The 23,935-nt window shown below is 64.6% G+C and carries 22 protein-coding genes; 8 read left to right on the forward strand and 14 right to left on the reverse strand.

Features of this window, described 5'->3' with window-relative positions; genetic code table 11:
* Positions 1–10: 10 nt before the first annotated feature.
* A complete protein-coding gene (locus tag A5753_RS25205; RefSeq protein WP_369829319.1) occupies positions 11–136 on the reverse strand; it encodes an Ms4527A family Cys-rich leader peptide in 126 nt (41 codons plus the stop codon).
* 168 nt (positions 137–304) lie between these two features.
* Between A5753_RS25205 and hemW the strand changes: the two genes are divergently transcribed.
* Positions 305–1,477, forward strand: coding sequence for a radical SAM family heme chaperone HemW (gene hemW / locus A5753_RS14635; RefSeq protein ID WP_067129152.1), 1,173 nt, complete (start codon positions 305–307; stop codon positions 1,475–1,477).
* 17 nt (positions 1,478–1,494) lie between these two features.
* Here hemW and A5753_RS14640 read toward each other — a convergent pair whose 3' ends face one another.
* On the reverse strand, positions 1,495–2,736 hold the full coding sequence (locus tag A5753_RS14640; RefSeq protein ID WP_067129155.1) for a sodium-dependent bicarbonate transport family permease: 1,242 nt from the start codon (positions 2,734–2,736) through the stop codon (positions 1,495–1,497).
* A 480-nt stretch (positions 2,737–3,216) separates the two neighbouring features.
* Here A5753_RS14640 and A5753_RS14645 point away from each other — a divergent pair, with 480 nt between their 5' ends.
* Positions 3,217–4,569 (forward strand): salicylate synthase, encoded by a 1,353-nt coding sequence (locus tag A5753_RS14645; RefSeq protein ID WP_067129158.1) that lies wholly within the window; start codon positions 3,217–3,219, stop codon positions 4,567–4,569.
* A gap of 36 nt (positions 4,570–4,605) precedes the next feature.
* Here A5753_RS14645 and A5753_RS14650 read toward each other — a convergent pair whose 3' ends face one another.
* From A5753_RS14650 to A5753_RS14670, 5 genes are read right to left on the reverse strand one after another with little or no spacing between them, the layout of a single operon-like run.
* The gene (locus A5753_RS14650; RefSeq protein WP_067129161.1) at positions 4,606–5,520 is read right to left on the reverse strand and encodes a MerR family transcriptional regulator; all 915 of its coding nucleotides are present in this window, start codon (positions 5,518–5,520) and stop codon (positions 4,606–4,608) included.
* 14 nt (positions 5,521–5,534) lie between these two features.
* Positions 5,535–7,031, reverse strand: coding sequence for a flavin-containing monooxygenase (locus A5753_RS14655; protein WP_369829320.1), 1,497 nt, complete (start codon positions 7,029–7,031; stop codon positions 5,535–5,537).
* A 2-nt stretch (positions 7,032–7,033) separates the two neighbouring features.
* On the reverse strand, positions 7,034–7,954 hold the full coding sequence (locus A5753_RS14660) for a reductase (RefSeq protein ID WP_067129168.1): 921 nt from the start codon (positions 7,952–7,954) through the stop codon (positions 7,034–7,036).
* Positions 7,955–7,977: 23 nt separating this feature from the next.
* A complete protein-coding gene (locus A5753_RS14665) occupies positions 7,978–8,835 on the reverse strand; it encodes an SDR family oxidoreductase (RefSeq protein ID WP_067129171.1) in 858 nt (285 codons plus the stop codon).
* 2 nt (positions 8,836–8,837) lie between these two features.
* Entirely contained in the window at positions 8,838–9,842 is a 1,005-nt protein-coding gene (locus A5753_RS14670) for an alpha/beta hydrolase (protein ID WP_156656109.1), read from the reverse strand.
* Between the two features lie 486 nt (positions 9,843–10,328).
* Here A5753_RS14670 and A5753_RS24880 point away from each other — a divergent pair, with 486 nt between their 5' ends.
* The 5 genes from A5753_RS24880 to A5753_RS14695 all read left to right on the forward strand — a co-directional run bounded on the left by A5753_RS24880 (position 10,329) and on the right by A5753_RS14695 (position 16,395).
* Positions 10,329–10,514 carry a hypothetical protein gene (locus tag A5753_RS24880; protein ID WP_067129176.1) on the forward strand — a complete coding sequence of 62 codons (186 nt, stop codon included), beginning with the start codon at positions 10,329–10,331 and terminating at the stop codon, positions 10,512–10,514.
* A 507-nt stretch (positions 10,515–11,021) separates the two neighbouring features.
* The gene (locus A5753_RS14680) at positions 11,022–13,151 is read left to right on the forward strand and encodes a molybdopterin oxidoreductase family protein (RefSeq protein ID WP_067129179.1); all 2,130 of its coding nucleotides are present in this window, start codon (positions 11,022–11,024) and stop codon (positions 13,149–13,151) included.
* Complete coding sequence (locus A5753_RS14685) at positions 13,144–13,497, forward strand: molybdopterin oxidoreductase (RefSeq protein ID WP_067129182.1); 354 nt, start codon at positions 13,144–13,146, stop codon at positions 13,495–13,497. The genes A5753_RS14680 and A5753_RS14685 overlap by 8 nt, the downstream gene beginning before the upstream one ends.
* A 16-nt stretch (positions 13,498–13,513) precedes the next feature.
* Positions 13,514–16,033 (forward strand): nitrite reductase large subunit NirB, encoded by a 2,520-nt coding sequence (nirB, locus tag A5753_RS14690; protein WP_067129185.1) that lies wholly within the window; start codon positions 13,514–13,516, stop codon positions 16,031–16,033.
* Entirely contained in the window at positions 16,030–16,395 is a 366-nt protein-coding gene (locus A5753_RS14695) for a Rieske (2Fe-2S) protein (RefSeq protein WP_067129188.1), read from the forward strand. The genes nirB and A5753_RS14695 overlap by 4 nt, the downstream gene beginning before the upstream one ends.
* A gap of 328 nt (positions 16,396–16,723) precedes the next feature.
* On the opposite strand, the gene A5753_RS14700 is transcribed toward A5753_RS14695, so the two are convergent.
* From A5753_RS14700 to A5753_RS14725, 6 genes are all read right to left on the reverse strand, one after another.
* The gene (locus A5753_RS14700; protein WP_067129190.1) at positions 16,724–17,629 is read right to left on the reverse strand and encodes an SDR family NAD(P)-dependent oxidoreductase; all 906 of its coding nucleotides are present in this window, start codon (positions 17,627–17,629) and stop codon (positions 16,724–16,726) included.
* Positions 17,626–18,795, reverse strand: coding sequence for an NAD(P)-binding protein (locus A5753_RS14705; RefSeq protein WP_067129193.1), 1,170 nt, complete (start codon positions 18,793–18,795; stop codon positions 17,626–17,628). Before A5753_RS14705 ends, A5753_RS14700 begins: the two co-directional genes overlap by 4 nt.
* On the reverse strand, positions 18,788–19,453 hold the full coding sequence (locus A5753_RS14710) for a TetR/AcrR family transcriptional regulator (RefSeq protein ID WP_067129196.1): 666 nt from the start codon (positions 19,451–19,453) through the stop codon (positions 18,788–18,790). Before A5753_RS14710 ends, A5753_RS14705 begins: the two co-directional genes overlap by 8 nt.
* Positions 19,454–19,527: 74 nt before the next feature.
* A complete protein-coding gene (locus A5753_RS14715; protein ID WP_067129199.1) occupies positions 19,528–20,157 on the reverse strand; it encodes a TetR/AcrR family transcriptional regulator in 630 nt (209 codons plus the stop codon).
* A gap of 103 nt (positions 20,158–20,260) precedes the next feature.
* A complete protein-coding gene (locus tag A5753_RS14720) occupies positions 20,261–21,469 on the reverse strand; it encodes a zinc-binding dehydrogenase (protein ID WP_197694696.1) in 1,209 nt (402 codons plus the stop codon).
* A gap of 74 nt (positions 21,470–21,543) precedes the next feature.
* Positions 21,544–22,356 carry an SDR family oxidoreductase gene (locus tag A5753_RS14725; RefSeq protein WP_067129201.1) on the reverse strand — a complete coding sequence of 271 codons (813 nt, stop codon included), beginning with the start codon at positions 22,354–22,356 and terminating at the stop codon, positions 21,544–21,546.
* A gap of 246 nt (positions 22,357–22,602) precedes the next feature.
* On the opposite strand from A5753_RS14725, the gene A5753_RS14730 reads away from it, so the two are divergent.
* Positions 22,603–23,220 carry a DinB family protein gene (locus tag A5753_RS14730; RefSeq protein ID WP_067129204.1) on the forward strand — a complete coding sequence of 206 codons (618 nt, stop codon included), beginning with the start codon at positions 22,603–22,605 and terminating at the stop codon, positions 23,218–23,220.
* 33 nt (positions 23,221–23,253) lie between these two features.
* Here A5753_RS14730 and A5753_RS14735 read toward each other — a convergent pair whose 3' ends face one another.
* Complete coding sequence (locus A5753_RS14735) at positions 23,254–23,856, reverse strand: TetR/AcrR family transcriptional regulator (protein WP_067129206.1); 603 nt, start codon at positions 23,854–23,856, stop codon at positions 23,254–23,256.
* Positions 23,857–23,935 lie beyond the last annotated feature (79 nt).

The raw sequence follows: 23,935 nt of genomic DNA on the forward strand, positions 1-23,935 counted from the left end.
GTCTACCACGTCAAGGCAGACAGATACAGCTGCAAACGCGCTTGAGGTCAATGTGCCGTCGCGCCACGAGCACCACGTGCGGGCTGGGCTGGGCGACAGTCACGCCACCATTGTGCCATGACTGCCGAAGAGCCATGCGAGCAGGTCAAATCTCGGCTCACGGTGATTAAAAATACCGGGCAATTCCGGTAAATCGCACTCGCAAACCCATATACGGTGCAGCGGGACCCTCGCTGTGCGCGAGCGGGCGTCGCGGCCGAATCGACGACCCGGGGCCGTCCCGTTTGTCGTGGGATCATTTGGCATGGCCATTCGTGAGGAACCGGTCGACCTGCCCGACTTCGGGGTGGTCGCCGGCCAGCCGTTTGGCATCTACGTGCACGTGCCCTTTTGCATAACGCGTTGCGGCTACTGCGATTTCAACACCTACACTCCGGCCGAGCTGGGTGGCGTCAATCCGGATGCCTGGCTCAACGCGCTGGGGTCGGAACTGGAACTGGCCGCCGCGAGGTTGCAGGCGCCGCCGGTGAACACCGTCTTCGTCGGTGGTGGGACGCCCTCGCTGCTCGGGGGGCCGCGGATGGCGACGCTGCTAGGCATGGTGCGCCAGCATTTCACGCTGGCCCCCGATGCCGAGGTCACCACCGAGGCCAACCCCGAGTCGGCATGGCCTGATTTCTTCGACGCCATCCGAGCTGCCGGCTATACCCGGGTATCACTGGGGATGCAGTCAGTGGCGCCGAAGGTGCTGGGTGTCCTCGACCGCATCCACACGCCGAACAGGTCCGCGGCCTCGGCGCGCGAGGCGTTGGCTGCCGGCTTCGAACACGTCAGCCTCGATTTGATCTACGGAACTCCGGGGGAGTCCGACGACGACCTGTTGTGCTCGGTCGACACCGCCATCGAGACCGGTGTGGATCACGTGTCCGCCTACGCGCTGGTGGTTGAGGCAGGCACCGCGCTGGCCCGGCGAGTGCGACGCGGTGAACTAGCCGCACCCGATGACGACGTGTTGGCCCATCGCTACGAATTGGTCGATGCGCGGCTGTCGCAGGCGGGCTTGTCCTGGTACGAGGTGTCCAACTGGTCGCGGCCCGGCGGTGAGTGCCGGCACAATCTCGGTTACTGGGATGGTGGCCAGTGGTGGGGCGCGGGGCCGGGTGCGCACGGGTACGTCGGTGCGACTCGCTGGTGGAATGTCAAGCACCCCAACGCTTACGCGGAGAGGTTGAGCGCCGCGGCGCTGCCGGCGGCCGGGTTCGAGCAGCTTGATGCCGACGCCTTGCACACCGAGGACGTGCTGCTGAAAACCCGGCTGCGCCAGGGGCTTCCAGCTGATCTGTTGAGCGTTGCCGAGCGCGACCGCGCTCGGGGCGTTATTGCCGACGGGTTATTGGTGCCCGAGGGAGACAGTCTTGTCCTGACTCCGCGCGGACGGCTATTGGCCGACGGGGTGGTGCGAACGCTGTTGGGATAGCGGCGTTGTCGGCACGATCAGACGCCGAACCAATGCTCGAAGGCGCGGGCGATCTCGATGTAGAGCGGGATCCCCACGGTGACGTTGTAGGAGAACGTCAGGCCCAGAGACGCGGCCAGCGGCAGGGTCGGGCTCGCCTCGGGGATCGCCAGCCGCTGCACCGCGGGGACGGCGATGTAAGAAGCTGCACCACACAGCACAGCGAACAACACATAGGTTCCGGTCTTGAAGTCGGTGTGTGTCAGTGATGCGTAGCTGCAGGCAACGATGATGCCCAGTGTCGCAAAGACATTCGGCGCCACCAGGCCGAATACGATGAAACCGGGACCGGCGGTGCGAAGGTCCTTCAGCTTGCGCGACGCCGTCATTCCCATTTCCAGCAGGAACAGACACAGCACACCCTGGAAGGCCAGCACGAAGAATTTGTCGTCGTCGGCGACGACCTTCTGGCCCTGCAACCCACTGACGAGGCCGATGATGATGCCGCCCATCAACAGGACAAGGCCGGGATTGAGGAAGACCTCCTGGAAGAGTTCCCTGGAGAAAATGGCCGCCCTCTTGTGCGCGGTGCGCGCGGGCCTCGGGTCCGGTTGCCAATCCGGGTGGTCCAGCTTTTCGAGCGAGAGCTCCAGCTCCTCCTTGATGGCGGCTTCCTCCTGGCTCTCGAGACTCTGGCCCTGCGGAGGACGCGCGGCGGTACCGGGTCCGACCCCGACCTTGACGGGTGGCGTGTAGCCGCCCTCGTCGGGCATGTAGCCGGCGGAGTCCATGCCCCGATGACGCAGTCGGGCAACGAAATACAGCGCCACCAGGCAGCCCGGGATCTCCATCACCGCCAGCATCACCGGCATGTAGGCATTGAAAGCGACGTTCACCGCGGCCAGCACGGCCACGCAGGTGGCAAAGGTTCCCGCCGAGTCCGATCCGTAGTAGCCGGCGATGGTCGCGCGGTCGACTTTCCGAAGGGATTTGAGGCGGCTGAGACCTAGGTAGGCCAGGCCGCCGATCAGACAGTTCAGCACGAAGCCCAGGACCATGAAGCCGACGATGGGCCCGACGCTCGACGCACTGACCTGTGCGAGTTCTTCCCCGCCATGCCAGCCGATGGCCAGCAACAGGTACATGGTCAGTCCCTGATAGATGACGTAAGGAAATTCGAACCGCACCTTGAGAATGGGAATCAGGAACCCGAAGTAAAAGAACAGCAGGAGCGGTTTGAACAAGTTATGGGTGAAGTTGTGCCAGAACTCTTGCAGCATCGATGCCTCCGTTGGTTAGCGCGCTGATCTGGGGAAGCGCCGTCCGCAAGCGGAGCAACCATGAAACATCCCGACGACCGTCAAGAACTTATCCCCGGCACTGGCTCGCCGCCACTTGAAAACACACAGGGAAGCCGACGCTTCACAAGCCGGGCGCCAGGGGCAAAACAGCTGCTGAAGGTAGGATTTTCATTGCGAAATCAGGTTCTGCATCCGCACCGGTGATGCCACGAGTTTGGTGCGAAACTGCTGTGTCTTTACTGTGGAGCAAATACGGGATCAGCGCGCCGTCAGCAAGAGTCTGGCTGCCGGAGTTGGTCGTTGTGCGGCCGCGACGTAAACGTTGGGAAACATTCCGCGTGATTGCGCCGGCTTGGGCGCGTTGACTCCGCGGGAGTTTCAGCTGGATGCGGGGATCGAGTGCACCGTTCGTCGGGATGGTTGCGCGTGACTACATAGGTTAGGCTACATTTACTAACCGTGACCGAGGTCAGCGTCGAGACGAGTTCCGCCGGCTCCGAGTCGCCGTCGATTCCGCTCCCCATGGGTATCGAGCCGGCCGACCTGGCGGCCGAGCTGGTCGTAAGGCTGTCCGAGCGCGCCGGGGACGAGTATCTGCTCTACGAGCGCGGCGGTGAATGGGTGCTGGCGACGGGTGTGCGCGCGATGATCGAGCTGGACAGCGACGAGCTGCGGGTGAGCCGCGACGGCGTGACCCGAAGTCAACCGTGGTCGGGCAGGCCCGGGCCGGTCCTCGGTGAAGCCATCGATCGGCTGCTCCTGGAAACCGAGCAGCTCTTTGGCTGGATCGCCTTTGAGTTCGGCGTGTACCGCTACGGGCTGCAGCAGCGCCTGGCACCGGGAACCGCACTGGCCCGGGTGTTTTGGCCGCATGGCCGCATCGTGGTGACGCGGGACGAAGTCCGGCTGTTCGGTACATCGGCGGGCGATCGGGACGAAGTCCTGGACGTCTTGGGAACCGGTGTGCCCGACGTGCGCGAGGCCTCGGCGGTTGACGTGGTCGCTGACCCGTCCGACTATCCCGATCGCGTGGCGTCGGCCGTCGGTGAGATCGCCGCGGGCCGCTACCACAAGGTGATCCTTTCCCGTTCTCTTGAAGTGCCTTTCGCGCTGGATTTCCCGTCCACCTATCGGCTGGCCCGTCGACACAACACCCCGGTGAGATCGTTCCTGCTGTGGCTGGGCGGCATTCGCGCCGTGGGGTATAGCCCCGAACTGGTCGCGGCCGTCCGGCACGACGGTCTCGTGGTGACCGAACCGCTGGCGGGCACCCGCGCGCTGGGCCGTGGCCAGGTCCGAGACCGTCAAGCCCGCGAAGACTTGGAGTCGAATTCCAAAGAAATTGTCGAGCATGCGATTTCTGTGCGAAGCTCGCTGGGCGAAATGGCCGAGATCGCCGAGCCAGGCACCGCCGTCGTCACCGATTTCATGACGGTGCGGGAACGGGGAAGCGTGCAGCACCTCGGCTCCACGGTCAGCGGTCGGCTGGGTACGGGATATGACCGGATGGATGCGCTCGAAGCGCTATTTCCGGCCGTCACCGCGTCGGGCATTCCGAAAGCGAATGGGGTTGAAGCGATCATGCGCCTAGACGAGGGGCCTCGCGGGTTGTATTCGGGTGCGGTAGTAATGATTTCAGCCGACGGCGGACTCGATGCGGCGCTGACGCTGCGGGCCGCCTACGAACGCGACGGCAAGACTTGGCTGCGGGCCGGCGCGGGCATCATCGAAGAGTCCACACCCGACCGTGAGTTCGAAGAGACCTGCGAAAAGCTGTCCACGCTCGCGCCGTACCTGATTGCGCGCCAATAGGTTTTGATCGCTATTTCTGCCGCCTGTTTCCCTGGATCAGGCCGAAGCGCTCGATTCCAGGTAGTCGGCCAATATGCGGCCAACGAGCGATTCGATACTGGACTCGATCGAAGAGGCGAGCGTGGCGGTGACGGTCGCCACCGCTTGCGTTCGGAAGCGCACCAGCATGGTGATCAGCTCGGCGATTTCGGCGTCCGGCGGCAGCGGTTCGCCGGGCTTGATGCGATCCAGCACGTGTTCGGCTCCGGCACGCACCAGCATGTCGCTGATCTTGTCGATCTCCGGGACGATCTGCTCGTGGAGGTCGATGAGCTTGTCGAGTTCGACGCCGTAGTCGCGGATTTCGTTGAAGGCTTCGATGAGTTTCGGTCGGGTGATGGTGGCTTGCGTCCCATCGATACGGATCACCTGCAGTGCCACCAGGCGCTCGAACGCGTCGGCATCGTCGACCAGTCGCTGGGCGTCGGCCAGCGTCATCGTTTCCGGCTTTTCGGTGGTCCAGGTGCCGACGATGGCGGTTTCGAGGCCCAGCACGTCGCCGAGGTTCTTGCCTTCCTCCCACGCGCTGAGCATTTCTCGCACGTGTGCGATGTTGTAACCGCGGTCGAGCATCGAGGTGATGAGCCGCAGCCGGGTCAGGTGGGTGTCGTTGAACAACGCGATTCGGCCCACCCGCAGTGGAGGCGGCAGTAGTCCGCGATCGCGGTAGACGCGGATGTTGCGGGTGGTGGTACCGGCCAGCCGGGCCAGCTCGTCGATCCGGTATTCGCCGGAGTTCGCCGTGCCGTGTGGATGCCGGGCGGCCGCATCGAAGAGCTGTGACACCGCCCCCTCGATGAGTTGGCGGTATTCCCGCGATTGGCGCCGAACCCGCTTCGGTGCGCGCCGCACGTTGTGCAGCACACTGGCGATGGTGCCGGGTTCGGGCCGCGTGGCGCGTTCGGTTGCCATGTCAGAGCGGCATCTCAGGCCGACGCGATGGCCTGGGTCTTGGCGTGATGTGCCACCGCCCGATAGTCCTCGTACCGGAAATCCCTCATCTGGCGAAGATACTGCGTGGCGAAGCCGGGGTACATCGACCCGTTGAATCCGTCCTTGGTGAGGTACCAACTGCGGCAGCCCGACATCCAAGTCGTCCTCGTGAGCCGGCGTTGCAGGCCCTCGTTGTGGCGGCGCTGTACCTCTTCGCGCACATCGAGGTAACGCAGGTCGTTGTTGAGGACGGCCGTGATCCCGCGCACCGCGTAGTCCAACTGGCCTTCGATGTAAACCAACAGGGAATTGTGTCCGGGACCGGAGTTGGGACCGGTCATGACGAACAGGTTGGGATAGCCGTGAACGTTGATGCTCTTGTAAGCCTGTGCGCCGCTGGCCCATTCGGCGGCCAGCGAACGGCCGCCGAGTCCGGTGACCGGGAAGGGTGGACCGGTCAGGTGCACGTCGTAACCGGTGGCGAACACGATGCAATCGAGGTGGTGTTCGATGCCGTCGCTGGTGCGAATGCCGGCCGGGCTCAGCGTGGCGATGGGCCAGTCGATGAGCTTGCAGTTGTCGCGTTGCAGCGCGGGGTAATAGTCGCTGGAGACCAGCATGCGCTTACACCCCGGCCGGAAGTCGGGCGTCAGCTGACGCCGTAACCATGGATCTTTCACCTGAGCGCACAGGTGCACTCGCCCGAGCCGGGCAACCAGCGACGTCAGCGGCGTGTCCCAGACCAGCGCCGTGGCGCTGGCTTCGTGGCCCCAATACAGCGCCTGGCGCGCAAGCTGTTGGGTGGCAGGGACTTTGGTGAATAGGGATTGCACCGCCGGCGGGGTGGCGACGTCCAGTCGTGGCAGCACCCAGCACGGCGTGCGCTGAAATACCTTCACGAACCCGGCCTGCTGGACCAGCTCGGGGATGATCTGGATGGCGCTGGCGCCGGTTCCGATGACCGCGACGCGCTTGCCGGTGAAGTCGTAATCATGGTCCCAGCGTGCGCTGTGGATCTTGTGTCCACGGTAGCTGTCCAGGCCGCGGATGTCGGGGAAGCTGACGTCGGACAGCGGTCCGGAGGCCAGCACGACAGTGCGGGCGCGAAACTTCTTGCGGTTCGTGGTGGAGGCCGTCCAGACGCCGGCTTCCTCGTCGAAGGTCAGGTCCTTGACTTCGTGGCCGAACTTGATTCGGCTGCGGATGTCGAACCTGTTCGCCATGTCCTCGAGATGCCGGCAGATCTCCGGTGCGGGCGAATAGGTGCGCGACCACGTCGGGTTCTTGACGAACGAGTATGAGTACAGCAGCGACGGGACGTCGCAGCTGGCGCCCGGATACGTTGTGTCGCGCCAAGTTCCGCCGACCCGGTCGGCGCGCTCGAGCATGACGATGTCGTCGACGCCGGCTTCGGCCAGGCGGATTGCCGCCCCCAGCCCGGTGAAGCCGGCCCCGATGATGAGCGCCGCATGGGCACGGTTGTTCGCCATGGTCACGCCGCCGGCTCGTGGGTGAGTTCGCCAACCCAAGTCGGTACCGACGGAAGCAGGGGCCGCGGATATCGGTCGGAAAGCCACACCATCGAATTCGCCAGCAAGTGGTACGGGTGGCGTGGATTCGTGACCACTCCGGCGTAGCGTCGCAGGAAACGATACGTCGGTACCCGCTTGGTACGTGCCCCGCGATCACCAAGCTCTTTGAAGCGTTTCACAGCCCGGTAAAGCCGTTCTGGCTCCATACCCATGGCGATGATTTCGTTGCGGATCCTGTTGATCAGCGGGGCGCCCATGATCGCACCGATGATGAGACCCGGAGTGGCATTGTGACCGATGAAGTCGATCAACAGTCGTCGGATCTTCGCGTGTCCGATCATGTCGAGCACTTCGAAATCGACGACCAGATGGCGTGATTCGTCGTTGTTGATTTTCTCGAAAACCTGGTGGCATACGGGGTCGTGCACCTCGTCGAGGAGGAATTTCAACAGGGCGCCGTCCAGTGCGACTTCGAGCATCGGAATGACGGTGCCGAGCAGAGACAGCGGCATGTCGTCGGCCCAGCGGTCCAACCAGTCGATCGCCAGTCGGATGTTCACGTTCGGCTCGGGGATCTCGCCGTCGGTGAGCATGCCCCAGCGCTTCATCAGCGCCAGTTCAGCGTTGGCGTGGCGCTGTTCCTCGGCGTGGAAGTAGCGGTAGATCTCGGCGATGGTCGGTGTGGGCGCCTTCTTCGCCAGTGCCGCGAAGCCCCTGGCGCCGATGTTCTCAATCCAGCACAGGTCGGCCATAAACGCCTTGAGCTGTGGCCGCTGTTCATCGCTGATCGTGTCGGCACCCGGTGCATTCCAATCGATATCGGCGAGCGCCCACTGTCGATCCTTGATTTTGGCGAGCATGGCTTCCATGTCGATGGTCATCAAGCGCTCCTTTGCGTCGGTGATCAGGGTAGGTTGATTCGGGAAATCAGGCCGGCCGCACGCGTATAGGTCTGTGGGGCCAGGCGTTTGATGTTCCAGCCGATCTTCGCGTCGAACTGCGGCATGCAATACAGCTCACCGCGGTCGTGGGCGTCCAAGCAGGCGCGTGCGACCTTTTCGGCGGATAATCCGGTCCAGCGCATCAGTTTTCCAGCCAGCTCGCTGGATTGCTCACTAATGCGGCCGGACTCGAGGATGTTGGTCTTGACGAAGGTCGGGCACAACACGGTGACTCGCACTGGGGTGCCGGCCAACTCGGCGGCGAGGGTCTCCGAGAGTGAGAGCACACCGGCCTTGCTGACGTTATAGGCGGCCATGCCAGGCGCCGCACCGAATGCCGCCGCCGAGGCCACGTTGATGATGCCCCGCGGCGCGTGCGTCGGTTCGGCCTCGCGCAGGATCGGCGTGAACACGTGGCAGCCGTGAATGGGACCCCACAGGTTGATGCCCAAGGTCCACAGCCAGTCGTCCAGCGGCGCTTCGCCGATGGCGGCACCGCCCGCGCCGACGCCGGCGTTGTTGATCACCAGAGTGGGTGACGCCGCGAACCAGGACTGCGACTGTTCGGCCAACGTTTGTACGTCCTCGAATCGCGATACGTCGCAACGGATTGCAACGGCCTTCGCGCCGCGCTCCGTGATCGTGTCGGCCGTCCGCTGCGCGGCCGCCTCGTCTATGTCACTGCACACCACCGCGCCGCTGCGCTTGCCCAGTTCGAGGGCGAAAGCGGCACCGATGCCGCTTCCGGCGCCGGTCACCACCGCCGAGGCGCCGCGACTGGTTTTCGACCGGTCGAGCAGTCTGTCCAGGGGGCCGGACATGGTCAGTGGACCTCCTCTGTGACGGCGCGCGCATCCTGCAGGGCATGAGCGATGAATCGCGCGACGTACGCCATGGCCTTAGCGGCCTCCGGTGTCATGCGCGGCAACGCCTGAAAAACGTGCACCTGGTGCGGCCAGATCTGCAGCTCGCATCTGCCACCGGCGGTGCGGATGTCGGCGGCGAGCTGGCGCGCATCCTCCTGCAGCATCTCGGCTCCGCCCGCCTGGATCAGAGTCGGAGGGAGCGCGCGGCCGCCGGCGACGTCGAGCGTGAGCCGTTCATGGGTCAGCTCGATGCCGGTGTGGTAAAGCCCGACGAGGCGGACCGCGTTCGCAGCGCGGGTGGCGGGATCGGGACGAATGCGCTCACGAGCCAGTGCCAGTTCGAACGTGAGGTCGTACAGGGGAGACAACAGCACCATGGCGGCGGGGTGCTCTACCTCCGGGTGCAGCAGCAAGTCCACCGACAGGTGACCGCCTGCCGAATCTCCGGCGATCACAATCTGTTTCGGTGGCACGCCGCAGCTGTTGACCAGCCAATCCCAGCCCGCGCGGACGTCGTCGGCCGCGGTGGGGAAGCGATGACGCGGTGCAAGTCGGTAATCGATGCAGAACACCGGGAGGCCGGTCAGGGCCGATAGCCAGGATGTCAACCGCCGGTGCGTCTTTGGCGAACACACGGCGTATCCGCTGCCGTGGACATAGTAGATCGCACCATCGCTGATTGAGGACCGTTCAGTCTCGCTTGTCGGTGTTCGCGGTCCATAGACCCATTCGCCCTTGACACGCCGGCCGTCGGGGAGCCAGACGTCCACCGAGTCGACACGGGTACCAGCGAGCGAGGGCCCGAACGTCCCCATGATCCGGGCGACGATCTGGCGCGATAACCACAGACCCCAAGCCCGTTCGGGCGGGATCATGCTGGTGATCGGCCGAAGGGTGTACGTACTTACCGCTGCCGCGCCGCGGGATCGCAACGACCCGCGAGCCGGAACGCCGTCCGTCATACAACGCAGTCAACACCAAATGGTGACATTGGTCAATGGCAGCTTTTGTTGCGAGCGGGGGATGCGGTTGACCCTACGATGTCGACTTCCCACATCGCTTCCTTGACCATCTCGTGCCCGCGCTCGCGAGTGGTGCTGAAAGCCAAATGCAATGACCGGCCACGGTTGTCGATGAGTTCGAAGTCCAGGAATCAAACTCTGCCTGAATGGCATCGCGATGGTGCGCCAGGCCGGAGGGCCTGGTCGACGAGACGCAACCTGTAAACGCGGCAGTAGCGCTGGGTTAACGGCAGCAGCGCTCGGTTACAAGGAGTAATCGATCCTGTCTCACCTCGGTGGGAAGACTGCAATCGGACTGCGGCACCGCTACCATCGACCCAAGCGATCATTCCGGCAGGGCGACGAGCTCACGGAGAGTCGGGGTTGATTCTTTCACGCTTGCCCGCCGAAATATTCACTCCTACTTCATCTTTCGTGAGGATAGTTATGCGTGACGAATTATTCTACGGCTTCAGTGAAGCCGGGTGGGATGAGGCGCCCTGGGACGTCGAACCGACATTCACTGCTGACGAGATGCGGGTCCTGCTTAACCCGGCGTTATCGGTCGCCGAGGCCGCCGATCGCGTTGGTTGCGTCGAACACGACGTTCGACGGTTGCGTCGAACCTCTTGAAAAGCAGCGTTCGCGCTGGACAAGCTACCGGGCGAGGGCGCGAGTTCAGCGAGGCGTTTGCGTGTTAGGGCCGGACGCCGGGGCCGCCGATGCGCTTGACCCTGGTGGTCATGAAGCGGCTGCCGGGGCCGCTTTTTCGGGCAAACATGTTCTCAAAGTTGGTTGGATCCGCCGCTGGCGGGGAGGTGTTGATGTGCGCCCACCCGTGTGGTCGATGGCGGCCGTGCCCGAAGCAGCGGGCTGTCGAATTCTTCCGAGGAAGCCCTGTGACTCGCCGCAGGCTGGGAACGTGGTCGTTCGGCACCGTCCGGTGTCACCTGCGCTCCCACGCCGACTGGTGGGCCGTGAGGGCGTGGTAGTGGCCCGGATAACGGATCGCAATAGCACTGAAACACGCGGACCGTAGCTTGGCCTTAAGAGAGAGGCACTCGGGAGGCGTCAGTGGGAGGTTCATTCAGGCGAGCCGGCCGAAGGGCCGGCGGCTTATCAGCCGATCGGTGATCGCCAATGGCGGCGGTGCCGACGAATACACATTGCCCGTATTGTTCGCTGCAATGCGGGATCACCCTTGAGGTGTCCGGGGGTTCGGTTGCGCTTGCACCGCAGAGTGACTTTCCGACCAACCGCGGTGGCTTGTGTGCTAAGGGTTGGACTGCCGCGGATCTGCTCAGCCACCCCGACCGGCTGACGCGGCCGTTGATCCGTGACAGACGTGACGAACGGTTGCGTCCGGCGACTTGGAACGAGGCGCTCGAACGGATTGTCGCGGCATTCCAGAGGGCGCAACGCGAACATGGCAGAGACTCGGTGGGTTGTTTTGGCGGCGGTGGGTTGACGAATGAGAAGGCCTACCAGTTGGGCAAATTCGCACGGGTGGCACTGCGGACATCAGCGATCGATTACAACGGGCGCTTCTGCATGTCCTCGGCCGCCGCGGCGTCGATCCGATCGTTCGGAGTAGACCGCGGGATGCCTTTTCCGCTGGCCGATCTCGCGCAGGCCGACGTCATCCTGATCGTGGGCGCCAACCCGGCCGATACGCAACCCCCCGCGATGCAGTATTTCGACGAGGGCCGTGCCCGCGGCGCCAAGCATATCGTCGTGGATCCGCGACGCACCGGTACGGCGGCCCGCGCCGAGATTCACCTGCAGCCAGTGCCGGGCACGGATCTTGCGTTGGCTAATGGTCTGCTCAACGTGGTTGTCCGCGAGGGGCTTACGGACGGGCGATATGTCGCCGAGCGAACAACGGGCTTCGAGGCGGTGCGGCGCGCGGTGCGACTGTACTGGCCGGACCGTGTTGAACGTATCTGCGGTGTGCCTGAACCCGACGTTGTGGCCGCGGCCCGCTTGCTGGCCGGTGCCAAGCGCGCGATGATCTTGACTGCCCGCGGTGCAGAGCAGCACGCCTGGGGAACCGACACGGTGCAGGCCTACATCAATCTTGCTCTGGCGCTGGGGTTACCGGGTCGCCCGTACTGTGGTTACGCGACGATTACCGGTCAGGGCAACGGCCAAGGTGGTCGCGAGCACGGTCTCAAATGCGATCAGCTGCCGGGCTATCGCAAACTTGACGATCCCGCGGCTCGCGCGCACGTCGCGCAGGTCTGGGGGATCGACCCCGACGACCTACCGATGGCTGGGCGCTCAGCGTACGAAATGCTTTCCGGTATAGGGACTCCCAACGGAGTGCACGCGTTGTGGGTGATGGCATCCAACATCGCGGTGTCGGCGCCGAACTCGCTGCATATCGCCGAGCGGCTCAGCGACCTCGACTTCCTGGTGGTCTCCGACATCTTCCTATCCGAGACGGCCGCGCTGGCCGACGTGGTGTTACCCACTACACAGTGGGCCGAAGAGTCAGGGACGATGACCAACCTGGAAGGACGAGTGGTTCTGCGGCGGGCGGCAATCACAGCTCCCGGCGAAGTCCGCAGCGATCTCGATGTGACGGCCGACTTGGCAAAGCGCCTAGGGGTACACGGGTTTTCCGCCGACCCCGAGGAGGTGTTCGGCGAGCTGACCCGCGCCAGCGCCGGCGGCAAAGCCGACTACCGGGGGATCACGTATCAGCGGATCGCGGCCGAAAAAGGGGTGTTCTGGCCCTGCCCGTCCCCTCTTTATCCCGACACCCCGCGAATGTTTGCTGAGGACTTTCCCACACCCGATCGGCGAGCACACTTCCACCCTGTCGAGCAACCTCGCGCCGCCGAAGTGCCCGATGATGAATTCCCGTACTACCTCACGACTGGCCGTGTGCTGCAGCAATACCAGTCCGGCACGCAAACCCGAAGGGTCGCCCGGCTTGCCGGAGACCAGCCGGAGCCTGTGGCCGAGCTGCACCCGTTGCTGGCCAAGCGCATCGGTGTGCAAGCCGGGGACAAGATCCGGCTTCGGACCCGCCGCGGGGAGGTCGTTATGACGGCACGCACGGTCACCGGTATCCGCCAGGACACCGTCTTCGCGCCGTTTCATTGGGGTGGTGCAGCCAGCATCAACCGGCTGACCAGCCCCGCGTTGGACCCGCATTCAAAGATGCCGTCGTTCAAGGTCTGCGCGGTCGCCGTATCGCGCGTCGATGTACCAAAGACAGCCGATGACGCTAACTGTCTGGAAGGAGATCTGAGGCATGGGTGACGACAGCAAGCCCCGATTCCTGCAGGGTGCGTTCGTGTTCGACGGAAAAGGTTACGATTCACCGTTTTTGCTCGACTCGTCGCTGCGTTACGTGGTGCCCGCCGGGACGATAGGCCAGCCGGTTTACCTGCGCGGCGGTAACAGCACCGACGAGCTGATCGCGGTGGTGGTGATGCGCGACGGTGCCCCCATGCGGTACTTCCCGATCGGCGCTAAAGACGCCGTGCATGTGCCCCTTCGGGTGGTGGAGGACCTGATCGCCGACACGGTTCTCGAGGTGTTCATCGCCGCCCCCGATGGGGTTAACGGCACGGTGTTCATCGACATCGGCCTGGTCGAAATCTAGCCGCGCGGGAGAAACGATGAGTTTACTGGCCAAACCCGAAACAAACGGCCACAATCCGGCCACGCTGGCACGGCTGGTGGTGGTCGGTAACGGCATGGCAGGCGCGCGAGCGGTCGAAGACATCCTGGCCCGCGGCGGTGGCGAGCGGTTCGCCCTCACCGTCTTCGGTGACGAACCGTACGGGAACTACAACCGGATCTTGCTGTCCAACGTGCTGGCCGGGTCCGACGACGCTCGTGAGATTTACCTCAACCCGCTCGATTGGTACGCGGACAACAACATTGAGTTGCGCGCCGGTGTACGGGTCGTGCGCATCGATCCCTTTGCGCACCTGGTGCATGCAGACGACGGCACCACCGTGCACTACGACAAGCTGATTGTGGCCACTGGCAGCAGGTCGTTCTTCCCGCCGGTCGAAGGCATCTGGCAAGACGACAAGACCCTCGCCCGAGGTGTATTCGGATTCCGGACACTCGACGACTGCGACGCCATGATCGAGTTCGCCAAAGACCGATCGAAGGCCGTCGTCATCGGAGGCGGGCTGCTCGGCTTAGAGGCCGCCAGGGGACTGCAGAATCGCGGACTTCAGACAACAGTCATTCAGGGCGGACCCACCCTGATGAACACCCAACTCGACGACCAGGCCAGCGCGATCTTGCGCCGATCAGTCGAGGCCCTGGGCATCGAGGTGTGCACGGGCAAGCAGACCACCAGAATGCTCACCCAGGACGGTCTGCCCTCGGCCATCGAATTCTCCGACGGCTCCAGCGTGACCTGCGACATGGTGGTGATGGCGGCCGGCATCCGACCCAACGTCGGTCTGGCCCAACGCGCGGGTCTCACCGTGGAACGCGCCATCGTCGTCGATGACCAGATGCGGTCGGTGGACGACGACGACATCTACGTGGTGGGCGAATGCGCGCAGCACCGCGGACAGGTCTACGGCCTTGTCGCCCCGCTCTGGGAGCAGACCACCGTGCTCGCCGACCACCTGACCGGCATCAACCCTCGCGCCGCATACCACGGTTCACGCACGGCGACCAAACTCAAAGTTGCTGGTGTGGATGTCGCGGCGATGGGGGTAAAGGCGCCCGAACGTGACGACGACGAATTCGTCCAATTCAGCGAACCCAAGCGCGGTGTCTACAAGACCGTCGTGGTGCGCGACGACAAGCTGATCGGAGCCACACTGGTCGGTGATATCGGCAAGGTGGCGTTCCTGATGCAAGCCTTTGACCGGGGACTTCCGCTGCCGCCGGAACGGATCGCGCTAATGTTCGACATCGGAACACCGGACGTGGCAACGGGTTCGGCCGAGTTGTCCGATGACGCGCAGGTGTGCAACTGCAACGGGGTGACCAAGGCCGCCATCGTCGGCTGCGTCAACAGCGGGCAGACCTCGGTCGCTGGCGTGATGGACGCGACCCGCGCCGGCAAGGGCTGCGGATCGTGCAAGGGCCTGGTTACCCAGATCGTCGAGTGGGCCGCATCAGAAGGCGGCGCCGAGGTCTCTGAAGACGCGGCAGCTGGCTGGTATGTGCCCGCCATCCCGTACGGGAAGCCAGAACTGATGCGGCTGGTGCGAGAGCTCGAATTGCATTCGGTGTCATCGGTGTTCGCCGCGCTTGCACCGAATGGAAAAGAAGATGCTCGCTCGAAGATGGCGCTGGCCTCGTTGCTGGAGATGATGTGGGGTAATGAGTTCGTGGATGAGCGCGACAGCCGTTTCATCAACGACCGAGTACATGCCAACATCCAGCGAGACGGCACCTTCTCGGTGATCCCGCAAGTCAAGGGCGGGGTCACGAACTCCGAGCAACTACGCAAGATCGCTGACGTCGCCGACAAGTACGAGATCCCGATGATCAAGCTGACCGGCGGTCAGCGGATCGATCTGCTCGGTGTGCGCAAAGAGGACCTCCCTGCAGTGTGGTCCGACCTCGGGATGCCGTCCGGTTACGCGTACGGCAAGAGCTTCCGCACCGTGAAAACGTGTGTGGGAACTGACTTTTGCCGCTACGGACTGGGCGACTCGACCGCACTGGGAATCGCGATAGAGGAGCGGTATCAGGGCTTGGCCAGCCCCGCCAAGATGAAGCTGGCGGTGACCGGGTGTCCGCGTAACTGCGCCGAGGCGCTGTGCAAGGACCTCGGCGTTGTCGCGATCGAGGGTGGCGCCTGGCAGATCTATGTCGGTGGCGCCGCCGGGGCGCATGTACGCAAAGGCGATCTGCTGGCCACCGTCGACACCACTGCCGAGGTGATCACCTTGACCGGCCGTTTCCTGCAGTACTACCGGGAAAACGCGAACTGGCTCGAGCGCACGTACGCATTCGTGCCGCGGGTGGGCATCGATCGGATCCGCGAGATCGTGGTCGAGGACAGCGACGGCATTGCCGACGATCTCGATGCCCACATGCAGAAATCGGTTGATGCATATCATGACCCGTGGGACAAGTGCCAAAACCCGGTCACGCCCAGCCAATTCCAGACATCCCTACCGCTGATCGCCTTGCCGCAGGTGCCCGGCCGATGAGTCACTACCCGCTTGGCCCCATTGACGACATCCCGGTAGGCGAGGCTCGCGCCTATGCCGTCGAAGGTCGGCAGGTCGCAGTGTTCCGGTTACGGGACGGCTCACTGCGGGCCTTGGACGCCATGTGCCCGCACCGAGGCGGCCCATTGGCGGACGGACTGGCGGATGACCGGGTCGTCATCTGCCCGCTGCACGGCTTCACCTACGACCTGGTAACTGGATGCGAGGTAACCAACGGCGGTGCGGCCGCAACCGCTTACCCGGTGGACGCCGACGACGATGGAACCATCCGCATACGGGTGACGCCGCAGCACAATGGCACAATTTCCCAATCGATTTCACATCGGGGATCGTCGCCATGACCGCCGACCAGATCGACGTCCTTACCGCCGCAGCGCAACATCATTGAGGTTGCGCAGAACTGGGCGTAGGTCGGTCACATCGATCTCGGCGTCACAATTCCCGCATCGGGAGAAGTCGGCTTGGCGTCTGGTCGCAGTTGCTGTTGTTTGGAGTTCGTAGAGGTACGCGGCCACGCTAACCCGTGTCCGGCAGCCTGGGCATTCAAACCAGTAGCTGTAGTTGAATCCGGTCAGCGGCTGCTCCACCGCAACATCATCGCAGTACTGCACACCACATCGTCGGCGGCGCGGCGGCGACACAGGGCCACACGACTGGGCAGTGGCGTGCTCAGCTGTTGGTGATGCCGGCGAGCCGCTCGCTGGTCTGCCACAGGTCGAGCGCCTTGGCCCGGTCGTAGGAGTCACGAGAAGACTGAGCCGCCTTGGCCCCGTCGAAATAGCGGCCGGACACCTCATCGAAGCGTGAATCGGCGACCAGTGCGGCAAGCGCCTTACCGGAGGTACGGGTGCTACGGACGCCGGGCAAGATCCGAAGGGCTGGCAGCAGGAACCGCCACGCGAACTGCTGCAGCGGTGGGTAGTCCCGGGCCAAGTCTGATCCTGGCATCATGCCGGGATCGAAGGCGTTCACAGTGATGCCGTTGGCGCCGTGGTGCAGTCGTCGGTCCAGTTCGTAGCTGAACAGCACGTTGCACAGCTTGGAGGTGGTGTAGCGGCGGCGCCCCAGTCGCGAGTCCCCTTCTGCGGCTGGTGGATGTGCCAACTCGCCGGCGCAGCTGTAGCGGGGGTGGGGCATGCCGGTGTGTTTGGCAGGATTGTGTGTGCCGCTGCTGACGACGACAATTCGTGCGGGCCGGGCGAATTCGTGCAGCAGGTCGTGGACGAGGGCGAAGTGGCCGAGGTGGTTGACCGCGAACGTCATTTCGATGCCGTCGGCCGAGACCTTGGTTCCTGACACGATTTGGACGCCGGCGTTGCACACCAGGGCGCGCAGCGGGGGCAGCGCAGCGTCGGTGAGCCGGGCGCGGAACGCGCGCGCTGATTGCAGCGACGCCAGGTCGAGCTCGATCACCGAGCAGCGTTTTGGGTGGCCGGTGTGTTGCGCGGCGGCTTGTCCGCGTTCGGGGTCGCGCACGGCCAACACCACATGCCATGCGTCGTCGCTGGCGAGAAGCATTCGGGCGCAGTGTAATCCGAGACCGCGGTTTGCACCGGTGATGACGGCGGTTTTCATCGCGAGGTGTGGGTGGCTTGCAGCGCCGCGGTGGCAGCCGCTGCGGCGGTCAGGGCGCTGTTGATGGAGATTTCTGCGCGCATGCCCGGTGCGGCGACCATGTCGCCGACGAGATAGACGTCGTCTCCGCGTTCGATGGCGGGCCGGTCGCGCCAGCTCAAGCCGGGCAGGTCCAGTGCGCCGGTGCGGTCTTTGGCGACCGCGGTGCGGTGAAAGGTGGTGCGGTCGCGCCAATTCGGCACCGCTTGGTCGGCGAGGGATTCCAGCCGGCGGTGGGCCTGGGCGTGCGGTTCGCTGGCCCGCACGGGCATTTGCAGTTGGTAGAGCGACTCGCCTTTGGGGGCGATGGTGGCGTCTTGCATGGTATAGCTCTCGTGGAAGCCGCCGTCATCGAGGTCGAAGACCAGGTTGGTGTCTTTGCGGTCGCGTGTGACGGCGATGTCGAGGAGCGCGGCGTGCCCGCTGGTCCAGGTCAGGTCCGTGTCGTTGAGGAGTTGGCGGGCTGCGGCGATGTCTGTGGCCACGATGACCGGCCCGTCGGTGGGCAGGGAATCGATGCGCGCTCGGGTGGTTATCTGGACGCCGAGTTCTGTTGCGCGGGCAACCATTCGGTTGACGACGGTCTGCCAGCCACCGCTTACCCAGCGGATCGCGGGCGGGTTGGGCCCCAGAACGCGTTGGAAAAGGTCCCACACGAACGCGGCGGACAGACGGCCGGTCTCGGCGTCGTAGGTGACGACGCTGATGGCGTTGGCCATGTGGCGGGCGGTCTGTTCGCCCCACCGCTGCGATGCCCAGGTGTGAAAGTCGATGTCGATCGGTGCGGTGAGTCCTTTGCGTGCTTGGGCGCGCAGCATCCGCATTGGTGGGAGGGCACGGATGCGTCCGTCGACTCGAAAGTGCAGCAGGGTGGCCATCGCGATGGGACCCGGCCAGCCGAGCCCTTTGACGAATCCGCGCTTTTTCAGCCACTTGTAGTGCGGGCCGTCGGCATAGAAAACGTGTGCGCCTTCATGGGCGACGTAGGGAGGGGCAGTGGCGCGTCCCCGGCCGCCCAGGCGATCGTGCGCTTCGAATAGGCGCACTGCGGCACCGTTTTCAGCGCAGGCGATGGCGGCGGTGAGACCGCCGAGGCCACCGCCGATGACGTTGATGTGGTCAGCCATCGTGTTTCCTTTCCGAGGTGTTGGGTGGTGGTCGGTGCCATTGCAAGCGGGCCGCGAGCATTTCGGCGGTGGAGCGCAGATAACGCTGTTCGTCGATGGCTGCGGGATGTTGACCACCGAAGGTGTCGCGGATCAGCCAGTAATGGGCCACGGCACTGAGTACGACGACCGCCGCGGCGTCCCAGTCGTCGCCGGGGTGGTCGGGGCCGGCGAGTTCGGCCAGGCCGCGGGAGATCACCGATAGCACCTGCAGGTACTCGTTGCGGCGGAAGACCTCCATCACCTCGGCTGATGCTGAGCTGTCTCGCATCAAGATGCGGGTGACGTCGCGGTTGTGGTCAAGCCGGCCCAGACCGACCTGGCACAGGAGCACCAACCGCTCGATCAGGTCGGCGTCGGGCGCGGCGTCCTCCAGCATCGCCACGACGGAGAAGTCGGGTTCGTAGTAGGGGGCCCATTGGTCGCGGTCGGCCAGGGTCTCACCGACGGCCTCGTAGAGCAGTTGGTCTTTGGAGGGGAAGTGCCGATACAGCGCCCCCGAACCAGGGGACAGGCCGGCGGCCTCCTCGATCTGGGCGATGGTGGTGGCTGCGAAGCCACGCTCACCGAACAGCCGCAGCGCTTCCGCGATGATGCGCTGTCGCGAGGTCACAACCACTGCCAGCTCCTGAAGTAAGTACTTACTTGCAGTGAAGCAGCTGGCGGTGCCACAGCGCAAGACCCCGGTACGCATTAGGTGCGCGGCAACCTTTCGAGGACGGCCAGCACATGGACATGCATGGCGTCGATGAGTTGTTTGCGAGGGCGACGCAGGTCTTGCAGAAGCCACAGCGTGGCCGCGGTCGTGATGGCGCCGATGATGCCCTCGGCGATGATGTGCCGCTGCGCGGTGGGCAACGTGCTGCTGCTGAACGCCTCGCCGGCAAGGGTTTCCACCGAGCTGGCGAATCGTTCCGTTTGTTCCACCCACGCCAAATCCACGGCCAGGCTCACGCCGAGGATCTCCAGCAGCGTGATCCGGGCGCGTTTCTGGTCGGCGTCGATGGCCTCGAAGTATCCCTTGAGCGCGGCGCGCAGTTGGGCCGGGATGGTGTCTGGGGCTTCGGCGACTGCCATCACCATCGCGTCGTGGATTTCTTCAGCGCAGCGTTGGTAGGTGGCCAGCAGCAGCGCTTCGCTGTCAGGAAATGATTCGTAGAAGTAGCGTTTCGACAGTCCTGCGGCGGTGCAGATGTCGTCGACCGTCGCAGCGCGGTATCCGACGGTGCCGAACACGTCGATGGCCGCGTCGACGAGCCGGGTGTGGCGCTGCTCTACCCGTTGGGTCGGGGTCGCCCCGCGATACGTTCGCGACAGTTGCATTAGCCGATATTGACACACCCCGGTTCCTGACTCGGGGTCCTCGCGTCGTGTCCTGGTGCGGTGAGCGGTGACGTGGCGGCGGGCCGCTGCGCTGGTCGTCATGTCAGGCGGTGAGAACGGTTTTGAGGGCGTCGTCGTTGCAGTGTTCCCGCAACGCGGCGGGAGCTTCGTCGAATGGTGCGACGCAGCTGAGCACCAACTCCGGACGCAGCTTGCCGGCTGCCATCAATGCCAGAACGTCCGGCATGACGGTGCGGACGTGGGTACGCCCGATGTGCAGGGTTACGTTGCGCACGTAGCACGCTGCCAACGGAATGTTGGCCCGCCGGTGCAGCGACCACACGCACGTGCAGATGCCGTCGGGCGCAGTGTGACGCAACACGTGCCGTAGTCCGGCCGGGGTTCCGGTGGCATCGACGGTCAAAGGCGCAGTCGGCCAGTCTCGCGGGCGCCGGGGATCGAGCGGGTGAAAGCCTAAGCTCTCGGCGCGCTGACGAACGACCTCACGCCCGTCGGCCACATAGATTCGGCGCGCGCCCAGGGCTTGGGCGATCAGCGCGGTGCACAGCAGGGTGCTCGAGGTCATCGGCTCGCGGCTGCCCATGCGTCCGACGATGAGCACCTCGGCGTCGGGGTCGGCGGTCAGGAGCGCCGGAAGGTGCGGGGCGACTTGGCGGTACGCGTCGCAGGTGTTGTCGCCGACACCCGCTGCCGCCACTGGGTCGACATCCTCAGGCAGTGCCACCAGCATGGCGTCGGCGTAGGGCACGGCCATCAGGTCGGCCAGGGCACCACCCCACAGACCGCCGGAGATGCCGAATCCGTACATCGACGCCGGCGGGACGGAGAGGCAGCTGGCGGTGTGGCCGCGCCGGCACGCCGCGCACTGCCCGCAGCTGATCTGAAACGGCACGACCACGCGGTCGCCCGCGCGCACAGTGGTGACCTGGTCGCCGACTTCGGTGACCTCGGCGACACATTCGTGGCCCAGATGCAGGGGGAGCGGGAACGGGGTGCGGCCTAGCATCATGGCCCTGTCGACGTCACAGGTGGCGACCGCGATGGGCCGCACCAGCGCTGCGCGTGGGCCGGGACGTTGCGGGGCCGGGATGGATCGCCAGCCCAGCTTGCCGCCCGGCGAGGCGATCAGGCCGCGCATGCGGCGGCACCCGGGCTTACGGGACGATCGTGTGACGTCGACGAGTTGGTTGACGCGTGCTCGGATGTCGCGGTGCAGCGGGAGGCGTGCCGCAGACAGGGCGTCGGGGTGCAGCAACGCGGCGTAGTGGCCGACCGCCGCCCGCGCTCGCACCCGCGAATGGTCGACGCGCGTCGCGTCTGAAACGGCAACCGGGGCGTTGTCTGCTCGGTCTCTCGGGCGAATGTTCATGGTTGGCTTTCCGTAACGCGCGCGATCCGTGCGCGCAAGTGGTGTTCGGCCGGTGGCATCGACAGCAGCGGTTTGGCCCAGCGCGCGAGTCCGACCCATCCGGGCATGGCGATGCGCGTGGCGCGCCGATCCACTGCGGCCGCAAGCTTTTCGCCGCAATCGTCGGCTGAGAGCACACGGCGCAGCGGTCGCGGCAGTGCGTCGAGCATGGCGGCGAAGCCGCTGGACTCCGAAAGTGCCCGCTGCAGTAGGGGAGTGTCGACCCACGACAGGTGAGCACATCCGACGTCGACACCATGTGAGGCGACTTCGAGTCGCAAGGCATGGGCGAACTGCTCAGCGCCTGCCTTGCTGGCACAGTAGGCGGCTAACCCCGGCGCGGCCACGTAGGACGCGACGGACGCGACGACCAGCACGTAGCCGCGAGAATCAATCAGTGCGGGCGCAGCCGCGCGCACGGTATGGAACAGCCCCGTCAGGTTGACGTCGACAACCCGGCGGAACTCGGCTGGCTCCATGGCTGTAACGGAAACCCACGAGCCGATACCGGCGTTGGCCACCACCGCATCGATACGACCCAACCGGCCGACGCCGGTATCGACGGCCGCCTGCATCGCGTCGAAGTCGCGGACATCCCCTCGCACAGCCACGCACTTATCGGCGTCCAAGCGGTTCGACACGTCGGTAAGCGAGGACGCGTCGATATCCACCAGGATCAGCCTGGCGCCGCGTCGAGCGAGCGCATCGGCGGTACTGGCGCCGATGCCGCTGCCGGCACCGGTCACAAGTACCACTTTGCCGATGGTCATGACGCCTGCCCTTCAGGAACTGTGTCGTTCTAGTTTCATTCAGGAACGGTACAGTGTCAACATCGAACGGCAAGCCAATCGGGCGTGCTAGGTGCGAAACCCCGGCCCGTCTCCACACGTGATCGCCCGTCTCCCGCACCCCCGTCGCGGTGAACGGATCGACGATGTCTTTGATCCGCTGGCCGACACGCTTTTGGTGCTCGATGGTGCAGGCAGCGCGTCGGCTCGCTCCGTAGGTTGTTGATTGTGAGTGGTGACGCCTTGAAAGACGACTTGCACCGTAATCTCCGCGACGCCCGCGCGGTCTTGTTGTGGAAGCTCGACGGCTTGTCCGAGTACCAGGCGCGCCAGCCGATGACACCACACGGCACGAACTTGTTGGGTTTGGTGAAACACCTGACCGGTTGTGAGATGGGCTATTTCGGCTACGTCTTCAACAGGCCGTTCCTTGACCCGCCTCCGTGGCTTACCCAGCCAGCAGAGCCCATGGGGGACATGTGGGCCACCGCCGATGAGAGCCGCCACGACATCACCCAGCTGTATCGAAGGGCCTGCGCACATTCCGACACCACGATCGAAAGCCTCGAACTCCAACACCGCGGAATGGTTCCTACCTGGCCCCCCGGCAGGCGCTCGGTGACGCTGCATCAAATTCTCGTGCACATGCTCGCCGAAACCTCACGGCACGCCGGTCACGCCGACATCGTGCGCGAACTCGTCGACGGCGATGCGGGGTTACATCCTGATCGGAGAGGGCTTCCCGACTGCGATGCCGAGTGTTGGGCCGCGTTTCGTCGACGTCTCCAGCAGGCTGCCGTGGCAGCTAGCGCCGCCGAGCGTTCGTCGCCGCCTGGCGGCCAGTGACCGACGCCGCGAACGACTCCGAGACGGTTTGTGCTATTCGAGAGCGCGGATCAGCCGGTTGATGACCCTGCCTGCCTCTTGGCGGGCGCGGTCATGGTCTTGGGCTTTTGACACGAAGATGGTGGCTTCACGCATGGCGCCCAGCATCGTCAGGGCGGTGGCCTCCACCGGTTGCGGCGGGATGCGACCGGTGTCGATCGCGTTGGTGAGCAGCGCGCGCACCAATCCGATGTTGTAGCGATTTCCTATCTCGGTCCACCGTGTCCAACCCAAAACCGCCGGGGCATCGACCAACACGATTCGCTGGATCTCCGGATCGGCGCAGGCGTCGAGCCAGAAGTTCGCTCCCAGCAGCATGATCTCTACCGGGTCACTCGCTTGGGAGGCGGCGATCGCTTCGCCCATGCGGCTGGCCACTTCCTGTTCCACTTGCTCGAACACCGCGGCGAACAGTTCGGTCTTGTCGGCGAAGTGGTGATATAGCGCCCCGCGTGTCACGCCGGCCGCGCGCACGATCGATTCCAGCGCGACATCGCTGAAGCCGTGGTTGGCGAACAATGGCCGTGCCGCATCGATCAGCGCCGTGCGTGTTACGGCGGCTCTTTCGGCTTGCGTGCGGCGAGCGGCAGTCATCATTCCTTGTCCTTCATACATACTGTATGTATGCTAATGCGTACGATATGTACGTAAGTTACAGCGTCCGGAGTTCCACCAG

Origin of the sequence: Mycobacterium sp. 852002-51971_SCH5477799-a (assembly GCF_001667145.1) — a bacterium.
Taxonomy (GTDB): Bacteria; Actinomycetota; Actinomycetes; order Mycobacteriales; family Mycobacteriaceae; genus Mycobacterium.

What these genes read in the sequence shown, in the direction of transcription:
- A5753_RS25205 (WP_369829319.1), bottom strand. Translation starts at nt 136, where the DNA reads ATGGCTCTTCGGCAGTCATGGCACAATGGTGGCGTGACTGTCGCCCAG.
- hemW (WP_067129152.1), top strand. Translation starts at nt 305, where the DNA reads ATGGCCATTCGTGAGGAACCGGTCGACCTGCCCGACTTCGGGGTGGTC.
- A5753_RS14640 (WP_067129155.1), bottom strand. Translation starts at nt 2,736, where the DNA reads ATGCTGCAAGAGTTCTGGCACAACTTCACCCATAACTTGTTCAAACCG.
- A5753_RS14650 (WP_067129161.1), bottom strand. Translation starts at nt 5,520, where the DNA reads ATGGCAACCGAACGCGCCACGCGGCCCGAACCCGGCACCATCGCCAGT.
- A5753_RS14655 (WP_369829320.1), bottom strand. Translation starts at nt 7,031, where the DNA reads ATGGCGAACAACCGTGCCCATGCGGCGCTCATCATCGGGGCCGGCTTC.
- A5753_RS14660 (WP_067129168.1), bottom strand. Translation starts at nt 7,954, where the DNA reads ATGACCATCGACATGGAAGCCATGCTCGCCAAAATCAAGGATCGACAG.
- A5753_RS14665 (WP_067129171.1), bottom strand. Translation starts at nt 8,835, where the DNA reads ATGTCCGGCCCCCTGGACAGACTGCTCGACCGGTCGAAAACCAGTCGC.
- A5753_RS14670 (WP_156656109.1), bottom strand. Translation starts at nt 9,842, where the DNA reads ATGACGGACGGCGTTCCGGCTCGCGGGTCGTTGCGATCCCGCGGCGCG.
- A5753_RS24880 (WP_067129176.1), top strand. Translation starts at nt 10,329, where the DNA reads ATGCGTGACGAATTATTCTACGGCTTCAGTGAAGCCGGGTGGGATGAG.
- A5753_RS14680 (WP_067129179.1), top strand. Translation starts at nt 11,022, where the DNA reads ATGGCGGCGGTGCCGACGAATACACATTGCCCGTATTGTTCGCTGCAA.
- A5753_RS14685 (WP_067129182.1), top strand. Translation starts at nt 13,144, where the DNA reads ATGGGTGACGACAGCAAGCCCCGATTCCTGCAGGGTGCGTTCGTGTTC.
- nirB (WP_067129185.1), top strand. Translation starts at nt 13,514, where the DNA reads ATGAGTTTACTGGCCAAACCCGAAACAAACGGCCACAATCCGGCCACG.
- A5753_RS14695 (WP_067129188.1), top strand. Translation starts at nt 16,030, where the DNA reads ATGAGTCACTACCCGCTTGGCCCCATTGACGACATCCCGGTAGGCGAG.
- A5753_RS14700 (WP_067129190.1), bottom strand. Translation starts at nt 17,629, where the DNA reads ATGAAAACCGCCGTCATCACCGGTGCAAACCGCGGTCTCGGATTACAC.
- A5753_RS14705 (WP_067129193.1), bottom strand. Translation starts at nt 18,795, where the DNA reads ATGGCTGACCACATCAACGTCATCGGCGGTGGCCTCGGCGGTCTCACC.
- A5753_RS14715 (WP_067129199.1), bottom strand. Translation starts at nt 20,157, where the DNA reads ATGCAACTGTCGCGAACGTATCGCGGGGCGACCCCGACCCAACGGGTA.
- A5753_RS14725 (WP_067129201.1), bottom strand. Translation starts at nt 22,356, where the DNA reads ATGACCATCGGCAAAGTGGTACTTGTGACCGGTGCCGGCAGCGGCATC.
- A5753_RS14735 (WP_067129206.1), bottom strand. Translation starts at nt 23,856, where the DNA reads ATGATGACTGCCGCTCGCCGCACGCAAGCCGAAAGAGCCGCCGTAACA.